Raw genomic sequence first — 17,556 nt, forward strand, 5'->3', positions numbered from 1 at the left:
GTGCGGGCGATGGATCGCCCCAACTACATCACCCCCGCGGGCTATACCGCCCTGCGCACCGAATATGACGCGCTGTTCGCCGATGAACGGCCGAAGCTGGTGGATACCATCGCCTGGGCCGCGGGCAACGGCGACCGATCCGAGAACGGCGACTATATCTACGGGCGCAAGCGGCTGCGCGAGATCGACCGGCGGCTTGGCTGGCTGGCGAAGCGGATGAAGGCGGCCAAGGTCGTCGACCCCGCGCGGCAGGAGGATCGCAGCCGCGCCTGGTTCGGCGCGACCGTGACGATCGCCGACGAGGACGACAACGAGCGCGCGCTTACCCTGGTCGGCGATGACGAGGCCGATGCCGGCGCCGGACGGATCGGCTGGAACGCGCCGCTCGCCCGCGCGCTGCGCGGAGCCGGCGTGGGCGACCTGCGCCGCGTTGTCCTGCCGGCTGGCGAGCGGGAGTATGAGGTGATCGGAATCGAATATCCCGCCGCCTGACGGAACGCCGCCCTGCCCCCACCCATTGGTGTCGGGTGAAGGAGATGCGTTATGGGTGACCGCCGAACCGATCCGGACGATGGCGCGCCGGTCGAGGATGCGTCGAGCCGCCCCGTTGTCGCGACCGCAATCGACGATCCCGACGCCTTGGCGCCATCCGGGCGGCAAGACGATATCGATGCGGGCATCACCGAGCCGGGCAACCGCGCGGTCGGCGGGGATGTTGCCCGTTGACCGACGTCAGACGGTGATGATGAGGCTTTCGTAGACCGCCGGTTCGAGCGGAGTCTGGAACTCGCAGCCCGCTTCGAAATCATCGGCCCAGCGCACGGTCGCGGCGACGTGGCCGACGCCGGGCAGCGTCAGCCAGATGACCGCGCCCTTCTTCAGGCTGGAATAGGTCTGGAGCCGCGCGCCGAGCGGTGACAGGTCGGTGACCTTGCACAAGGTGCGATCGAGCCCGCCGCGCCCGATCTTCGCATCAAGCGAGACGGGCGCGCGCGGGGCGCGACGCCGGCCGAGCGTATCGGCAGGCTCATATTCGGCGTTGAACAGGACGGGCTCGCTGGGCATTGACATGTTGCAGCCATGCTAGGCCCGCGACGGTTAACGCCGCGTTGACCCTGCCCGTCCGGGCCGAACTTACTTTTTGCCGAGCGTGAGGCCGCCGAAACGCTTGTTGAAGCGCGCGACCTGACCACCGGTATCGAGCATGTTGCCGCGCCCGCCGGTCCACGCCGGATGCGCCAGCGGATCGATGTCCAGCGTCATCGTGTCGCCTTCCTTGCCCCAGGTCGAGCGGGTCTGGAACTGCGTACCGTCTGTCATCTGGACGGTAATCATGTGGTAGTCGGGGTGCGTATCGGGCTTCATGTTCGGTCCCTGGAAAGCGGCTGGTTCCGACCAGCCTGAATAAGGAAGGGGCGCGTCTAGGGCGCGCTTCTCAAAATGTCAAAGTGTTGGAGCGGACGTGTCGCGCCGCGGCGAAGCCGCGTCGTCGGTCGGCACGATGTGCCGCCGGCCGTGACGGATTGCGCGCCTCAGCGCGCCGGCGCCGTCGCTTCGCCGACGCGCCTCAATCCGTCGGCGGATCCGCGATCATCGCGGTGAATTCGCATTCCGCCGCCAGTTCGCCGTCGATCCTGGCCTTGCCCGCGAATTTGCAGACGCGGGCGCGCTTCTGGACGAACTCGACCTCCAGGCGCAACAATACGCCCGGCTCCACCGGCTTGCGGAACTTCACGCCGTCGATCGACATGAAATAGACCAGCTTGCCGGTGCCGGCCAGGCCCAGGCTCTCGACCGCGAGGACGCCGGCGGCCTGCGCCAGCGCCTCGACGATCAACACGCCCGGCATGATCGGCCGGCCGGGGAAATGACCTGCGAAGAAGCCCTCGTTGATCGTCACCGCCTTGATCGCCGCGATCGACACGTCGGGGATCAGTTCCTCGACGCGATCGACCAGCAGCATCGGGTAACGGTGCGGCAGCGCCGCCATGACCCGCCGGACATCCAGCGGGCCCAGCGCGGCGCGGGCCGGGGCTTCCCCTTCGCTCATCGGCCGGTGCTGGGACGCGCCGGCGTGGTCGGGGCCGGCGCCGTGGCGGCCGGAGCCGCGCCCGCCTGCTGCTGCCCCGGCTGCCAGTTGGCGGGCGGGTTCGTCTGCACGCTGGGCACCAGGCGGTTCAGCTCGGTGGTGATGTCGGCGGTGATGTTGACGGCCGGCTGGGCGAACATCGCGGCGTCCGGGCGCAGCAGCAGCGACACGTTCTTGCGCGTGACCGCGGCCTGCACGGCGGTGTTCAGCTGGTTCTGGATCTGCTCGATCGCATAGGCCTGGGCACGCTGTGCCGGGGCGGTCAGGCGGCCGATCTCCTGGTTGCCGGCCTCTTCCTTCTGCTGGATCGCGGTCGCCTGGGTGCGCAGCGTGGCCTCGGCCACATTGGCGCGCTGGTCCGCCTCGAACTTGGTGTAGAGCGGCTGCAGTTCGGCGGCGATCGCCTGGCGGCGGGCCTCGGCCTGGTCGATCTGGGTCTTGTAGGTGGTCTGGATCTGCGCCGCGGCGGCCTTCCAGGCGTTGCTGTTGGCGACGGCGCCGTTCGGATCGGCGATCGCGATACCCGAAACCTGCGCGGCGGCCGGGGCGACCAGCGCGACGGTGCCGGGGATCGCCGCCGCGGCGGCGAGCATCATCATCTTGAACGTCTTCATCAGAATTGGGTCCCTACGTTGAAGGTCAGTAGCTTGGTGTCGTCGCCGGGCTGCTTGAGCAACGCCTTGGCAAGGTCGATGCGGAGCGGCCCGAACGGGGAGTTCCAGTTCACGCCGATACCCACCGACAGGCGCGGCTTGGCCGAATCGCCGACGAAGCGTTCGAAGAACGCCGGGTTATCCTGGGTGAACGGCGTGTTGATCTGCGAACCGACGCACGGCCCGCCATTGGTCGCCGAGGTGCCGACCGCGCAGGTGGTGGTCAGCACGGTCGAATCGCTGTTGTTGACGATGAAGAGCTGGCGCCCCTGGTCGTCCTTCACGAAGGTGGTGAAGGGCAGCAGCGTGGGCGATCCGTCGGCATTGACGCGAAGGCTGCCGTCGGCGTTGCGCGCCTGCGGGAAGCCGATCGTTGGCAGCGGGCGGGTGATGCCGAACAGCGCGCCCGTCTGGACGAAGATCGACGGACGCAGGCCCATCTCGCGCGCGCCGGCACCCAGCGGAATCTCCAGCTCGGCCTTGCCCAGATAATAGGCGCGCCCGCCCAGGGCATCGTCGATGATCTGGTCGCGATCGGTGACGAGCGCCTGATCGCTGGTCGTCGGGCTGCCGGTGTAGGGGATACGCTGGACGCGCGGGCCGACGCCGCGGATGTCGAAGCCGCGGAACTGCGGCTCGCCCAGGTAGAAGCGGTCGGTGATGCGCACCTTGTCGATGCCAGGGCCGCGACTGTCCTCCAGGCTGTGGATGTAGCCGCCTTCGCCGGTGATCGAGAAGATGAAGCCGCTGCGGCCCAGCCCCCAGTATTTGGCGACGTTGGCGACGCCGCGCAGATACTTCACCTCGCCGCCCAGGCCGGCGAAATCGCCGGTCAGCGACAGGCGCTGGCCGCGCGTTGGACGAAGGCGGCTGTTAAGGCTGTCGAAGCTGATCCCGACGCCGACCGCAGAGGTCATCCGGTTGCCGATCGCCTCGCAAAGGTAGCGACCGGCCTTCACCGGATCGCAGGCGCCGTTGGTGAAGAAGCTGTTCTGGTCGAGCCCGACGTCGTCCTGCGTCAGGCTGTAGCGGCCCGACAGCGTCCAATATTCGGTGAGCGGGATGCCGGTGGCGATCTGGAAGCCGGTCGACACCTGCGAATAGGTCGTCTGGCGATCGTTGCCGACATAGTTGAACGCGTTGTAATCCCGCCGGAAGATCGTGCCGCCCAGCGCGATGTTCTTGTCGAGGAAATAGGGCTCGGTGAAGCCCAGCTCGATCGATTTCGAATAGCTGGAATAATTGACCGAGGCGCGCAGATCCTGGCCCTTGCCGCGGAAGTTGCGCTGGCGGATCGACGCCTGGATGATGAAGCGTTCGAGGCTGGAGAAACCGGCCGACAGCGACAGTTCGCCGGTCGCCTTCTCCTCGACGTTCGCCGCCAGCACGATGCGGTCGGGCGCCGAACCCGGCTTCTGCTCGACCTCGAACTTGTCCTGGAAATAGCCCAGCGAGTTGATGCGGTCGGTCGATCGCTTGACGAGGAAGCTGTTGAACGCGTCGCCCTCGGCCAGTCGCATCTCGCGGCGGATCACCTTGTCCTGCGTCTGCGTATTGCCGGTGATGTCGATCTTCTCGACATAGGTGCGGTTCGCCTCCTTCATCTTGAAGGTGATCGACATCGTCAGATTTTCGCGGTCCGGCGCGAAATCGGCGTCAACGTCGGCGAAGGCATAGCCGAACAGGCCCGACGCCTCGCTCAGCGAATCGATCGAATCCTCGACCTTCTTGGCATCGTACCAGTCGCCCTTCTTCATCGGCAGCGACGCGGCGAGCTGGGTGTCGTTGAAGTCGCGGATGTCGCTGTCGACGGTGACGTCGCCGAACTTGTAGCGCTGCCCTTCCTCGACGACGTAGGTGATGATGAAATCGCGCTTGTCGGGCGTCAGCTCGGCGACGGCGGAGATCACGCGGAAATCGGCATAGCCCTCCGTCAGGTAGAACTGACGCAGCTTCTGCTGGTCATAGGCCAGCCGATCCTGATCGTACGACGTGTTCGACGACAGCATCGTCATCAGGCTGGCCTGTTTGGTCGCCATCTGCTTGCGCAGTTCGCCGTCCTTGAACACCTCGTTGCCGATGATGTTGATCTGGCGGACCTTGGATTTCGGCCCTTCGCGGATCTCGAAGATCACGTCGACACGGTTCTGGTCCAGGCTGACCTGCTTGGGCTCGACGACGGCGCCGAAGCGGCCCTGGCGGCGATACAGCTCGACGATGCGCGCCACGTCGGCGCGCACGGCGGTGCGCGTGAAGATCTGGCGCGGCTTGAGCTTGATCTCCTTCTCGATCTTGTCGTTCTTCAGCCGCTTGTTGCCCTCCAGCACCACGCGGTTGATGATCGGGTTCTCGCGCACGCGGACGACGAGGTCGCCGGTGTCGAGCCCCTCGATGAAGGCGTCGGCGAGCAGTTCGGAGGCGAGCAGGTCCTTGATCGCCTGGTCGACACTCTCGTTGGTGTAGGGCTGGCCGATCCGCAGGCGGGTGTAGCTCAGGATCGTGTCGGGCTCGACGCGCTGCGACCCTTCGACGCGCAGCGACCGGATCAGCCGTTCGGGCTGTGGCGCGGCGACGGCGGGCGCTGGCGTGGTCGTCGCAGCTGGCGCCGGTGCAGGCGCCGGTGCGGACGTTTGTGCAGTTTGGGCCATGGCGACCGCCGGCACGCCGGCCAGGATCGTCCCTGCCATCAGCACGGCGGCACGCAACGAAGTCGAGGGCTTGTCAGCAGTCAAATGTCCCACCCCAAACGGAGAAATCTACACGCGCAGAAACGCATCAGCCGCCCTGCCCCAAGCGCCGTGGCCGATCAAGCCGGGCGATCGGATCAACCGACCAGGCCGGCCAGCCCACGCCACAATCCGAACGCGCCCAGATCGTTGATCGTCACCAGCAGCATCAGTGCCAGGATCGCGGCCAATCCGCCCCGGAACGCCCATTCCATCGCCTGCGGACTCGCCGGGCGCCTGCGCACCGCCTCGACCGCGTAGAACATCAGATGCCCTCCGTCGAGCATGGGGACTGGCAACAGGTTGATGAATCCCAGATTAATCGAGATGAGCGCGAGCAGTGAAATGAACTCCGGCCAGCCGAGCGCGAGCTGTTCGCCGGATACCTGCGCGATCCGCAGCGGACCGCCGAGTTCGTCGAGCGAACGCTTGCCCATCACGATCTGGCCGATCGTGTCGACCATCATTCCCATGATTTCGCCGGTGCGGCGGATACCCACCAGCGGCGCCTCGATCAGGCCGACCGGCCGCCAGACCGGCTCGGCCGGACCGATGCCGATACGGCCAACGCGATATTCGTTGCCGAAGCGGTCGGCCTGGCGCAGCACCCCGATCGTCAGTGGCAGGCGTACCGGCTGGCCGGCCCGCTCGATGTCGAGCGACACGGTCTCCTGCGGGCGCATCGCGGCATAGACGCGCAAATCATCGAAGCGCGCGATCGACTTGCCGCCGATCTCGACAATGCGATCCCCCGTCTGGAGCCCCGCCTTTGCCGCCGCGCTGTTCGCCTCGATCACGCCGATGACCGGTGGAGTGACGCTCTGACCATAAGCCAGCGCGAAACCCGCGAGGATCAGCACCGCCAGCGCCAGGTTCACGAACGGCCCCGCCGCGACGATGATCGCGCGCTGGTAGAGCGGCTTGGACTGGAAGGTACGCGCGCGTTCGGAAGCCGGAAGTTGCAGCCATTCGGCCGAGGGCTGGCCCGCCGGGTTCATGTCGCCTGCGAACTTGACGTAGCCGCCGAGCGGCAGCCAGCCGACCTTCCACCGCGTTTCCTGCCTGTCCGTCCAGCCGAAGATCTCGCGGCCGAAACCGATCGAGAACTCCTCCGCCTTCACCCCGAACCAGCGGCCGGCGAGGTAGTGCCCCAGCTCGTGCACGAACACGAGCGGCCCCAGCAGCAGCAGGAAGGCGACGATGTAGAGGTAGAATCCGGGAGCTTCGGTCACTGACGCCAATCCTAGCTTGGGACGCTGCGGTCCCGCGCCTGTACACGCTCGCCGGCGATCCGTCGCGCGCCCGCGTCGACATCCAGCACGGCGTCAAGGCTGTCCGGCGCACCCGGATCATATGTGTCGAGCGTATCGGCGACGATTGCGGCAATTTCGAGGAAGCCGATACGGCGGGCCAGGAAAGCGGCGACGGCGATCTCGTTGGCGGCATTGAGGATCGCGGGACGCGCCCCGCCCGCCTCCATCGCCGCGCGGGCCAGCGCCAGCGCTGGAAAGCGCACCGGGTCCGCCGCCTCGAAATCGAGCCGGCCGATCGCAGCCAGATCGAGCGGCGCCATCGGTGTCGCCATCCGCCGCGGCCAGGCGAGCGTGTGCGCGATCGGCACCCGCATGTCGGCGGGCCCAAGCTGGGCGAGCAGCGAGCCGTCGGCATATTCGACCAGGCTGTGGATCACCGACTGGCGGTGGACGATAGCGTCGAGCTGATCCGGCGCGAGGCCGAACAGGTGGCGCGCCTCGATCAGCTCCAGCCCCTTGTTCATCATCGTCGCCGAATCGACGGAAATCTTGGCGCCCATCGACCAGTTGGGATGGGCGACCGCCTGTTCGGGGGTGATCGCGCGCATATCGTCGAGCGATCGATCGCGGAACGGCCCCCCGCTGGCGGTCAGGATCACGCGGCGCACGGCGTCGCGGTTGCGATCCTCCAGGCACTGGAAGATCGCGTTGTGCTCGGAATCGACCGGCAGAAGGGTCGCGCCATGCGCGGCCGCAGCCGACATCATGACGTCACCGGCGGAAACCAGCGATTCCTTGTTGGCGAGCGCCACGGTGCGCCCCTGTTCCAGCGCCGCCATCACAGGCTTCAGCCCGGCGCCACCGACGATCGCCGCCATTGTCCAGTCGGCGCCCAACGCCGCCGCCTCGCACACCGCCTGCGCGCCGGCGGCGGCGCGGGTGTCGGTGCCGGCAAGCGCGGCCGTCAGGTCGGCGAGACAGCTTTCATCGGCAACCACCGCCAGTTCGGCCTGCGTCCGTCGCGCGGCGTCGGCGAGCCGGGCCACGTCGCAATTGGCGGTCAGCGCGACGACACGGAAATTCTCCGGCGCACGCTCGATCAGGTCGAGCGTCGAGGTGCCGACCGATCCGGTCGCGCCGAGGATCGTGACGGTCTTCATGCGAGTGTCGGCGCCAGCACGATCAATGCGGCGAGAGGGGCGACCGGGACAAGACCGTCGAGCCGGTCGAGTACGCCGCCGTGGCCGGGCAACAGCGTGCCCGAATCCTTCACGCCAGCGCGTCGCTTGAGCCAGCTTTCGTAGAAATCCCCCGCCTGCGCGACGACGGCCAGCAACGGCGTGAACGGCACCAGCCGGAACGGCAGCCCGGCCCAGACGTGGAGGGCGAAGGCGAATGCCGTCGCGGCGATGACGCCGCCGATCAGCCCCGCCCAGGTCTTGCTCGGGCTGATCGTCGGCGCGATCTTCGGCCCGCCGATGCTGCGACCGGCGAAATAGGCGCCGATATCCGTCGCCCACACCAGTGCCAGGGCCCAGAAGGTCAGCAGCAGGCCGTTCGGCTGCTCACGCAGCAGCAGCAGCGCGAAGACCGGCAAGCCGACGTAGATCGCGCCCCAGCCGAGCTGTCCGCGCCGGGTGATGGCCGCGATGAAGAAACCCGCCCCGGCGACCAGTCCCAGCGCGAAGCCATCCGGTCCCGCCGCGAGCGGACAAAGGATTGCCAGCGGCACGGAGATGGCGAACTGGCAGGTCCGCTTGGTCTTCGCATCGACGCCGTGCAGTTCGGCCCATTCGGCCATCATCAGCAGCCCGGCGATCGCCGCGAGCAGCCAAAAGCCGACGCCGCCCGCCCACAGCGCCGCCGCCGCTACCGCGACCAGCACGACGCCCGACAGGGTACGTTTCGCCAGATCGCCCATCATCGCCCCCCGAACCGCCGCTCGCGCCGGGCGAATTCGGCGAGCGCGTCGGCCAGCGCGCCGCCGTCGAAGTCGGGCCACAGCGTGTCGACGAAGATCAGCTCGGCATAGGCCGCCTGCCACAGCAGGAAGTTCGACAGCCGCTGTTCGCCGGAGGTGCGGATGACGAGGTCGAGCGGCGGCAGGTCGGCGGTGTAGAGCGCGGCTTCGAACCGCACCTTGTCGATCGGCCCGCCTTCCTCCGCCAATCGGTTGGCAGCACGCAGGATCTCGTCGTGCGAACCATAGTTGAGCGCGATCGCCAGCTGTGGTCCGGTGTTCACAGCGCAGCGCGCGATCGCGCCCTCGACCAGCGCGCGGATATCGGGGGAAAAGGCCGACAGGTCACCGATGATCGACAGGCGGATGCCGTCCGCCGCCAGTTCGTCGAGATGCTCGCCGATGAAGTGCTTGAGCAGCCCCATCAGGTCGCCGATCTCTTCCTCCGGCCGGCGCCAGTTCTCCGACGAAAAGGCGTAGAGCGTCAGCGCCTCGACGCCCTGTTCACGTGCGGCACGCGTCACCTTGCGCACCGCCTCCACGCCAGCGCGGTGGCCGGCGACGCGGGGCAGCAGCCGGCGCTTCGCCCAGCGGCCGTTGCCGTCCATGATGATCGCGACGTGGCGGGGAATCATCCGATCCGTCCCAAACCTCCGTTCGCCCTGAGCTTGTCGAAGGGCTGCGCTTTCTTGCCAGGAAGAAAGGACAGGGCTTCGACAGGCTCAGCCCGAACGGGTGAGGGCACGCGAAGGCCGATCACTTACCGAGAATTTCCTTCTCTTTCGCCGCCGCCGCCGCGTCGATGTCGGTGATGGTCGCGTCGGTCAGCTTCTGGACCTCGGTCTCGTGGCGCTTGCGATCGTCCTCGCCGAACACGCCCTTCTTCTCGTCGGTCTTCAGCGCGTCCATGCCGTCGCGGCGGACGTTGCGTGCGGCGACACGCGCGGCCTCGGCATATTTGCCGGCCAGCTTGGCGAGTTCCTTGCGCCGTTCCTCCGTCAGGTCGGGGATCGGCAGGCGCAGCGTGGTGCCGTCGACGATCGGATTGAGGCCGAGCCCGGCGGAGCGGATCGCCTTGTCTACGGGGCCGACGTTCGACTTGTCCCACACCTGCACGCTGAGCAGCCGCGGCTCGGGCACCGACACCGTCGCGACCTGGTTTATCGGCATGTGCGCGCCGTAAACCTCGATCGTCACTGGATCGAGCATGTTGGTCGAGGCGCGACCGGTGCGCAGGCCCACCAGATCGCTCTTGAGCGATTCGACCGCGCCGGCCATGCGGCGTTCGAGGTCGGATTTGTCATAGGCTGGCATCAATCTTCTCCTAGGCGGCCTGCACGACCGTCGATACGCCCTCACCCGCCAGCACGCGGGCAAGATTGCCGCGCTCGCGGATGTTGAACACGACGATCGGAATATTGTTGTCGCGGCACAGCGCCACGGCGGACGCGTCCATGACTTTCAGATTGTCTGACAGGACACGATCATAACTGACGGTCTCATAACGCTTCGCCGACGCCACCTTCTTGGGATCGGCATCGTAGACGCCGTCGACCGACGTGCCCTTGAACAGCGCATCGCACTTCATCTCGGCGGCGCGCAGCGCCGCACCCGAGTCCGTCGTGAAGAACGGCGATCCGACGCCGGCGGCGAAGATCACGATCCGGCCCTTTTCCAGATGCCGCTCGGCGCGGCGGCGGATGAAGGGTTCGCATACGCTCGCCATCGGGATCGCCGACTGGACGCGCGTCTCGACGCCGATCTGTTCCAGCGCGTTCTGCACGGCGAGCGCGTTCATGACGGTCGCCAGCATGCCCATATAGTCGCCGGTCGCCCGATCCATGCCGCGCGCCGCGCCGGAAATACCGCGGAAGATGTTGCCGCCGCCCACGACGACGCACAGTTCATAGCCCTGGGCGCGTACGTCGGCGATCTCTGCGGCGACGCGGCCGATGGTATCGGGGTCGATCGAAAGCCCCCCTTCCCCCATCAACACCTCGCCCGACAGTTTCAGCAGGATGCGCTTGAATGCGGGCGTGTTCATGGGGATCGGGAAACTCGTTGCTGCGGATACGGAAGCGGCGCGGACCTTAGTAGGGCCGCGCCGCGAAGGGAAGGCTTCTCCAGAGGAAGAAGGATACCGCAGCTTGCTCCGGCGCAGGCCGGAGCAAGCGGAGGCTGGATGAGGGGACCCGCTCCCCAGAGCGCGACACCCTCACCCAACTCCGACCAGGCAGCAAGCTGCCAAGTCTGCGCAACCCTCTCCCACAGGGAGAGGGCTAAGGTTACTTCGTGATACCCGCCGTCGCGGCCACTTCGGCGGCGAAGTCGCTTTCTTCCTTCTCGATGCCTTCGCCGAGCTGGAAGCGAACATAGTCCTTCAGCACGATCGTGGTGCCGGCGTCCTTGCCCGCCTTGGCGACCACGTCGGCGACCGGCGTCTTGCCGTCCATCACGAACAGCTGGCTGAGGAGAGCATTCTCCTTGGCGAACTTCTTCACGCCGCCCTCGACCATCTTCTCGATGATGTCGGCGGGCTTGCCGCTCTCGGCCGCCTTCTCGCGGGCGATGGCGCGCTCGCGGTCGAGGATGTCCTTGTCGAGACCGCTCTCGTCGAGCGCCAGCGGGAAGGCAGCTGCGACGTGCATCGCGATCTGCTTGCCCAGCGGCTCGAGCACATCGACGCCGGCATCCGATTCGAGCGCGACGAGCACGCCAATCTTGCCCAGCCCCGGCGCCTGCGCGTTGTGGACGTAGGGGATCACCGCGCCCTGCGACACTTCCAGGCGGCGCGCCCGGCGCAGCGACTGGTTCTCGCCGATCGTGGCGATGTTGTTGGTCAGCGCGTCGGCGACCGACTGGCCCGACGGCATCTTCGCCGCCTTCAGCGTATCCAGATCCTCGCCGTCGCTCAGCGCCAGCGCGGTCACGTCCTTGACGAACGCCTGGAACTGGTCGTTCTTGGCGACGAAGTCGGTTTCCGAATTGACCTCGACCACCGCGCCCTTCGGGCCCGCCACGGCGACCCCGACCAGGCCTTCGGCGGCGGTGCGGCTCGACTTCTTGGCGGCGGCGGCCAGACCCTTGGTGCGCAGCCAGTCCATCGCGGCGTCTATGTCGCCGCCCGTTTCCGCCAGCGCCTTCTTGCAATCCATCATGCCCGCGCCGCTCTTTTCGCGCAGGTCCTTGACCATCGCTGCCGTGATATCGGCCATGTTCGTATCCTTTGGTTCTGAAACAAGAAATCCGTTCGCACCGAGCCTGTCGAAGTGCTGCCCTTCTTCAGCCCACGTCGCAGAGGCGCGTTGCAGAAGAAAGACAGTGCTTCGACAAGCTCAGCACGAACGGTGAAAAGGCTTGTCGAAGCCGTGCGTTACGCGTCGATCTGGCGCTCGCCCTCGGCGGCGGCTTCCGGGTGCGTCTCGGCGGCGGGCGCCTCGACGTCGCCGGTCGCGGCAACTTCTTCGGCCGGGGTCGGCTGCTCGACGATCGGATCGGCGCTCAGCGCTTCCTCGGCGGGCGGGGCGGCCATCGCACCGATATCCACGCCGCGGCGCTGCTGCTGCTCCTGGTTGCCGCGGGTCGCCGCGATGGCGATCGCTTCGCAATACAGGCGGATCGCGCGGCTCGCGTCGTCGTTCGCCGGCACCGGGAAGGCGATGCCGTCGGGCGATACGTTCGAATCGAGGATCGCGACGACGGGGATACCCAGCGTGTTGGCTTCCTTGATCGCCAGCTCTTCCTTGTTCGCGTCGATCACGAACATGATGTCGGGCACGCCGCCCATGTCCTTGATGCCGCCCAGCGACAGCTCGAGCTTGTCGCGCTCGCGGGTCAACTGCAGCACTTCCTTCTTGGTCAGGCCGGCGGTGTCACCCGAAAGCTGCTCGTCGAGCGCCTTGAAGCGCTTGATCGAGCCCGAGATCGTCTTCCAGTTGGTGAGCATGCCGCCCAGCCAGCGGTGGTTGACGAAATACTGGCCCGACTTGCGCGCGGCCTCGGCGATCGGCTCCTGCGCCTGGCGCTTGGTGCCGACGAACAGCACCTTGCCGCCGCCCGCGACAGTCGACGACACGAATTCGAGAGCGCGCGCGAACAGCGGCACCGTCTGCGATAGGTCGAGGATGTGCACGCCGTTGCGATCGCCGAAGATGTACGGCTTCATCTTCGGGTTCCAGCGGTGGGTCTGGTGGCCGAAATGCGCGCCCGATTCGAGCAGCGCGTGCATGGAGACGACAGGAGCCGCCATAGGATAAGTCCTTTCCGGTTAAGCCTCTGGGAAGCGATGACCGGCCGTTGATGCGCTCGAAGCGCCGGCGGGCACCGGGTTATGTGCTTCCCATGCGGGGTTGAGGCGGCGCGCTTAGTCGAGAACGCCGCGCGGATCAAGCGCGAACAATGGAACAAAAGGGGATTGACAGGCGGAACGTGAAGAGAACATAAGTGGCCCGGCAAGGCAACTACGGGATGGTTCCGGGGGAAATGGAACCAAGCGAGGAGCCAAGCGTCTGGAAACGCACAAATTCCAGACCAACGGATTTCAACTGGGAGCCAAGGGTGATGGCTGTTCTCTCGATCCTCGTTTTCGGTGCAACGCTTCTTGTCTCGATCTACGCGATCTGGGCGACCGTGCGCCCGCAGTTCCACCGCATCGTCGATCTGCTCGCCAACGGCCCCGTTATCACTCCGCTACTGCCCGTCCCGGTGCCGGCGCGCAGCAACCTGCGCAACGTCAGGGTACGGGCGGTGACGGCGACGCCGCGAGCGCCGCTGCGCGCTGCCGCCTGACCTTCGCGTACGATCGCGCGCTGAGCGGCAAGGTCAGCAGGTAGATCACGCAGACCGCCGTCAGCGTCTGCCAGGGCGCGGAAATCAGCGCGGCGCCCACCGCGACGACCACCGCGATCGCCTCGAACCTGATGTTGCGGCGCAACTTGAGCGACGACCAACTGAACGTCGCGAGACTCGACACCATCAGCAGCGCGACGAACGCCAGCCAAGGTGCCGCGACCCAGGGCGAGCGCAGAATCGGCTCGCCGGTGAAGAACCACAGGTACATCGGCAGCATCGCCAGGCCCGCGCCGGCTGGCGCCGGGATGCCGGTCAGGAAGCCGGCGGATTTGTGGGGCTGTTCGGTCACGTCGATCCGCGCGTTGAAGCGCGCGAGGCGCAGCGCGCAGAACACGGCGTAGAGCAGGGCACAGATCCACCCGATCCGCGGCGCCTCGTGCAGCGTCCACAGATAGACGACGATCGCCGGCGACACGCCGAAGCTGATCGAATCCGCGAGTGAATCCAGCTCGGCGCCGAACCGGCTCTCGCCGCGCAGCATCCGCGCGATGCGCCCGTCGATGCCGTCCAATATCCCCGCCAGCATGATGAAGGCGACGGCCCGCTCCCATTCGCCGCCGATGGCGTAGCGGATCGCGGTCAGCCCCGAACACAGCGCCAGCGCGGTGATCGCGTTGGGCACGATCGCGCGCAGCGGAATGCCGCGCTCGAAGCGCTCGGAACGGCCGGGCTTACTGGGCAACGCCCACCGCCCGCGCGACGCCGGTTCGGCCGAGGATCGTCTCGCCGGCGATCGCTCGCTGGCCGAGCGCGACCTGCGGCTCGCAGCCTTCGGGCAGATAGACGTCGACACGGCTCCCGAAGCGGATCAGCCCGATCCGCTGGCCCGCCGCGACGATATCCCCCACCTTGGTGAAGGTCATGATCCGCCGCGCGACCAGGCCGGCGATCTGGGTGAAGCCGACGCGGGTGCCATCGGCGCCCTCGACGACGAAATGCTGGCGCTCATTCTCCTCAGACGCCTTGTCGAGATCGGCATTGAGGAACTTGCCGGAGATATAGACGACCTGGCGGATCGTGCCGGAAATCGGCGTACGATTGATGTGCACGTCAAACACCGACATGAACACCGACACGCGCACGCGGCTGCCGTCGCCCAGTCCCTGCGATCCGGCCATTTCCTGCGGCACAGGAACGCGCTCGATCATCGTGACCAGGCCGTCGGCGGGCGAAACGATCAGCCCCTCCCCCTGCGGCGTGACGCGCACCGGATCGCGGAAGAAGGCGGCGACCCAGATCGTCAGGCCGACGAACGGCCATGCCCAGAACCAGCCGCCCGCCCACAGCGCGATCAGCGTCATGCCGCCGGCGATCAGCGCGAACTTGCGCCCTTCGGGATGGACGCCGGGAAAGCGCCACTTGACGGTGTTGGTGACGGGAAGGCCCGCCGGACCTTCGGGCGTGGGAAGCGATGTCATCGGCAAGGGCCTAGCGGCGGCTGCATGGCCTGACAACGCCGCCGATGGTTGATCGTTCACCCTCACGCTCCTAGGAGCATCGCAAATCCCATTCCCCAGGCACGAGGACGAGAAGAATATGGCGACCAAGATCAAGGTGAAGACGCCCGTCGTGGAGATCGACGGCGACGAGATGACGCGGATCATCTGGGAATGGATCCGCGAGCGCCTTATCAAGCCGTACCTCGACATCGACCTGAAATATTATGACCTGAGCGTCGAGAAGCGCGACGAGACCAACGACCAGATCACGATCGATTCGGCCAACGCGATCAAGCAGTACGGCGTCGGCGTGAAGTGCGCGACGATCACCCCGGACGAGGCGCGGGTCGAGGAATTCAACCTCAAGGAGATGTGGAAGTCGCCCAACGGGACGATCCGCAACATCCTGGGCGGCGTCGTCTTCCGCGAACCGATCGTCATTTCGAACGTCCCCCGCCTGATCCCCGGCTGGACCAAGCCGATCGTCGTCGGCCGTCACGCGTTCGGCGACCAGTATCGCGCGACCGATTTCAAGGTGCCCGGCGCCGGCAAGCTGCGCATGGTGTGGGAAGGCGAGAACGGCGAGAAGATCGACAAGGAGGTGTTCAATTTCCCCGCGGCCGGCGTGGCGATGGGAATGTACAACCTCGACGAATCGATCCGCGATTTCGCGCGCGCCTCGCTCAACTACGGGCTCAACCTGAAGTGGCCGGTGTATCTGTCGACCAAGAACACCATCCTGAAGGCGTATGACGGCCGCTTCAAGGATCTGTTCGAGGAAATCTACGAGGCCGAGTTCAAGGACAAGTTCAAGGAAGCCGGCATCGTCTACGAACACCGCCTGATCGACGACATGGTGGCATCGGCGCTCAAGTGGAGCGGCGAGTTCGTGTGGGCGTGCAAGAACTATGACGGCGACGTCCAGTCGGATCAGGTCGCGCAGGGCTTTGGTTCGCTCGGGCTGATGACGTCGGTGCTGATGTCGCCGGACGGCAAGACGATCGAGGCGGAGGCCGCGCACGGCACCGTCACCCGCCACTATCGTCAGCACCAGCAGGGCAAGGCGACCTCGACCAACCCGATCGCGTCGATCTTCGCGTGGACCGGTGGCCTCAAGTTCCGTGGCAAGTTCGACGACACGCCCGACGTCACCCGCTTCGCCGAAACGCTGGAGCGCGTGTGCATCGAGACGGTTGAGAGCGGCCAGATGACCAAGGATCTGGCGATCCTGATCGGCCCCGACCAGCCGTGGATGACGACCGAGCAGTTCTTCGAAGCGGTGCGATCCAACCTCGAGACCGCGATGGGCGACTGGCAGTAAGCCGCGACCGATCGAGAGCGACGAAGGGCGGTCCCGCGGGGCCGCCCTTTTTCGTTCAGGCCTCCGGCGACAGGATGCGCTCGCGCCGGAGGCCTAGCCCGAGCACGCGTGCGGGGATCGCGCGGAGCGCTGCGGAACGGTCGAGCAACCGGACCGGCAGCGGCGCCGCCACCGTCCGGCCGGCGAGCGTGGGCGACAGGATATTGCGGTGCACCGCCGCCTGCATCGCCTGGATCACCCGCACCGGCATCATCCGGCGCGCCTGGACCCTGGCCAGCAACGGGTCGGGATCGGCGCCCGCCATCATCGGCGCCGCGAGGATATTCGCGGCGGCGACCGCGTCCTGGATCGCCAGGTTGATGCCGACCCCGCCGACCGGCGACATCGCATGCGCCGCGTCGCCGATCGCGAGCAGCCCCGGCCGATGCCACCGCTCCAGCCGGTCGAGCGACACCGACAGCAGCTTCACCTCGTCCCAACCGGCCACCGCGCCGATGCTCGGCCCGAGCATAGGGACGACCCGCACAACATCCGCGCGAAACGCGGCGATCCCGCGTGTCCGGATCGCATCCGCCCCGCCCTTGGCGATCACGCGGGCGCACTGGAGATAGTCGCCACGGTCGATCGCGACGATCATCTCCCCGCCGGCGATATAGCCGCCGGTCCGGTTGGCGGCGGCAGGCGCGGCGGGAACGCGGAACCACAGCACGTCGATCGGCGCGCCGAGGTCGCGCAGCGGCAAGCCCCCCTCGCCGCGCAGCCGCGATCCGCGCCCGTCCGCCAGGATCGTCAACCGCGCGCGTATCTCGCCCGACGGCGTTCGAAGCCCCGCGACGCGATCCCCCTCCACGATCAGCCCGGTCGCCTCACACGACATGCGCAGGTCGAACCGGGGATAGCGCCCAGCCGTGCCCGCCAGGAAATCGAGGAAATGCCACTGCGGCATCATCGCGACGAAGTTGGCGGGCAGCGGCAAACGCGCGAAATCGGCGATCCGCCATTCCCGCCCCTCGATCATCGCGGAGATCCGATTGACCCGGTCGTGCGGCAACGCAAGAAAAGCATTGAGCAGCCCGAGCTGGTCGATCAGCGCGAGCGTCGACGGGTGGACGGTGTCGCCGCGAAAGTCGCGCAGGAAGTCACCGTGCTTCTCCAACACTACAGTCTTCAGGCCCGCGCGGGCAAACAACAGGCCCGCCATCATCCCCGCCGGGCCACCGCCCGCGATCACGATATCCGCATCGCCCTTCGTTTCGCTCATGAC

General features: G+C 66.9%; 20 protein-coding genes. 4 read left to right on the plus strand and 16 right to left on the minus strand.

Annotation, left to right across the window (positions count from 1 at the left end):
• Positions 1-9 precede the first annotated feature (9 nt).
• Together greB and VYI76_RS08115 are read left to right on the plus strand one after the other, a co-directional pair.
• On the plus strand, positions 10-492 hold the full coding sequence (gene greB, locus VYI76_RS08110; protein ID WP_326524257.1) for a transcription elongation factor GreB: 483 nt from the start codon (positions 10-12) through the stop codon (positions 490-492).
• A gap of 51 nt (positions 493-543) precedes the next feature.
• Entirely contained in the window at positions 544-726 is a 183-nt protein-coding gene (locus tag VYI76_RS08115; RefSeq protein WP_326524258.1) for a hypothetical protein, read from the plus strand.
• 6 nt (positions 727-732) lie between these two features.
• Here the strand turns inward: VYI76_RS08115 and VYI76_RS08120 are convergent, their stop codons facing one another.
• From VYI76_RS08120 to rpsB, 13 genes are all read right to left on the minus strand, one after another.
• Positions 733-1,065, minus strand: a complete 333-nt coding sequence (locus VYI76_RS08120; RefSeq protein ID WP_326524259.1) for a PilZ domain-containing protein — start codon at positions 1,063-1,065, stop codon at positions 733-735.
• Between the two features lie 69 nt (positions 1,066-1,134).
• Positions 1,135-1,365 (minus strand): 50S ribosomal protein L31, encoded by a 231-nt coding sequence (gene rpmE, locus VYI76_RS08125; protein WP_326524260.1) that lies wholly within the window; start codon positions 1,363-1,365, stop codon positions 1,135-1,137.
• A 202-nt stretch (positions 1,366-1,567) separates the two neighbouring features.
• The gene (gene fabZ, locus VYI76_RS08130; protein ID WP_326524261.1) at positions 1,568-2,050 is read right to left on the minus strand and encodes a 3-hydroxyacyl-ACP dehydratase FabZ; all 483 of its coding nucleotides are present in this window, start codon (positions 2,048-2,050) and stop codon (positions 1,568-1,570) included.
• Positions 2,047-2,703, minus strand: a complete 657-nt coding sequence (locus VYI76_RS08135; protein ID WP_326524262.1) for an OmpH family outer membrane protein — start codon at positions 2,701-2,703, stop codon at positions 2,047-2,049. Before VYI76_RS08135 ends, fabZ begins: the two co-directional genes overlap by 4 nt.
• Entirely contained in the window at positions 2,703-5,429 is a 2,727-nt protein-coding gene (bamA, locus tag VYI76_RS08140) for an outer membrane protein assembly factor BamA (protein WP_326525063.1), read from the minus strand. Before bamA ends, VYI76_RS08135 begins: the two co-directional genes overlap by 1 nt.
• 137 nt (positions 5,430-5,566) lie before the next feature.
• Positions 5,567-6,700: a M50 family metallopeptidase gene (locus tag VYI76_RS08145; RefSeq protein ID WP_326524263.1), complete on the minus strand. Its 1,134-nt coding sequence runs from the start codon at positions 6,698-6,700 to the stop codon at positions 5,567-5,569.
• 11 nt (positions 6,701-6,711) lie between these two features.
• Entirely contained in the window at positions 6,712-7,881 is a 1,170-nt protein-coding gene (locus VYI76_RS08150; protein ID WP_326524264.1) for a 1-deoxy-D-xylulose-5-phosphate reductoisomerase, read from the minus strand.
• On the minus strand, positions 7,878-8,645 hold the full coding sequence (locus VYI76_RS08155) for a phosphatidate cytidylyltransferase (protein ID WP_326524265.1): 768 nt from the start codon (positions 8,643-8,645) through the stop codon (positions 7,878-7,880). Before VYI76_RS08155 ends, VYI76_RS08150 begins: the two co-directional genes overlap by 4 nt.
• Entirely contained in the window at positions 8,642-9,316 is a 675-nt protein-coding gene (gene uppS / locus VYI76_RS08160; RefSeq protein WP_326524266.1) for a polyprenyl diphosphate synthase, read from the minus strand. Before uppS ends, VYI76_RS08155 begins: the two co-directional genes overlap by 4 nt.
• Positions 9,317-9,437: 121 nt before the next feature.
• Positions 9,438-9,995, minus strand: a complete 558-nt coding sequence (frr, locus tag VYI76_RS08165; RefSeq protein ID WP_326524267.1) for a ribosome recycling factor — start codon at positions 9,993-9,995, stop codon at positions 9,438-9,440.
• 10 nt (positions 9,996-10,005) lie between these two features.
• Positions 10,006-10,725, minus strand: a complete 720-nt coding sequence (gene pyrH, locus VYI76_RS08170) for a UMP kinase (protein ID WP_326524268.1) — start codon at positions 10,723-10,725, stop codon at positions 10,006-10,008.
• A 241-nt stretch (positions 10,726-10,966) separates the two neighbouring features.
• A complete protein-coding gene (gene tsf / locus VYI76_RS08175) occupies positions 10,967-11,896 on the minus strand; it encodes a translation elongation factor Ts (RefSeq protein WP_326524269.1) in 930 nt (309 codons plus the stop codon).
• A 158-nt stretch (positions 11,897-12,054) separates the two neighbouring features.
• Positions 12,055-12,930, minus strand: coding sequence for a 30S ribosomal protein S2 (rpsB, locus tag VYI76_RS08180; protein ID WP_326524270.1), 876 nt, complete (start codon positions 12,928-12,930; stop codon positions 12,055-12,057).
• A gap of 308 nt (positions 12,931-13,238) precedes the next feature.
• Here rpsB and VYI76_RS08185 point away from each other — a divergent pair, with 308 nt between their 5' ends.
• Complete coding sequence (locus VYI76_RS08185) at positions 13,239-13,469, plus strand: hypothetical protein (RefSeq protein ID WP_326524271.1); 231 nt, start codon at positions 13,239-13,241, stop codon at positions 13,467-13,469.
• Here VYI76_RS08185 and pssA read toward each other — a convergent pair.
• Both pssA and VYI76_RS08195 read right to left on the minus strand, forming a co-directional pair.
• Complete coding sequence (gene pssA / locus VYI76_RS08190; protein ID WP_326524272.1) at positions 13,414-14,214, minus strand: CDP-diacylglycerol--serine O-phosphatidyltransferase; 801 nt, start codon at positions 14,212-14,214, stop codon at positions 13,414-13,416. The genes VYI76_RS08185 and pssA overlap by 56 nt on opposite strands.
• Positions 14,204-14,950 carry a phosphatidylserine decarboxylase gene (locus tag VYI76_RS08195; protein WP_326524273.1) on the minus strand — a complete coding sequence of 249 codons (747 nt, stop codon included), beginning with the start codon at positions 14,948-14,950 and terminating at the stop codon, positions 14,204-14,206. The genes pssA and VYI76_RS08195 overlap by 11 nt, the downstream gene beginning before the upstream one ends.
• Positions 14,951-15,068: 118 nt before the next feature.
• Here VYI76_RS08195 and VYI76_RS08200 point away from each other — a divergent pair, with 118 nt between their 5' ends.
• Positions 15,069-16,292, plus strand: a complete 1,224-nt coding sequence (locus VYI76_RS08200) for an NADP-dependent isocitrate dehydrogenase (RefSeq protein WP_326524274.1) — start codon at positions 15,069-15,071, stop codon at positions 16,290-16,292.
• Between the two features lie 55 nt (positions 16,293-16,347).
• On the opposite strand, the gene VYI76_RS08205 is transcribed toward VYI76_RS08200, so the two are convergent.
• Positions 16,348-17,553, minus strand: coding sequence for an FAD-dependent oxidoreductase (locus VYI76_RS08205; protein ID WP_326524275.1), 1,206 nt, complete (start codon positions 17,551-17,553; stop codon positions 16,348-16,350).
• Positions 17,554-17,556 lie beyond the last annotated feature (3 nt).

The sequence above is a fragment of the Sphingomonas sp. genome (genome assembly GCF_035910975.1).
Taxonomy (GTDB): domain Bacteria; phylum Pseudomonadota; class Alphaproteobacteria; order Sphingomonadales; family Sphingomonadaceae; genus Sphingomonas.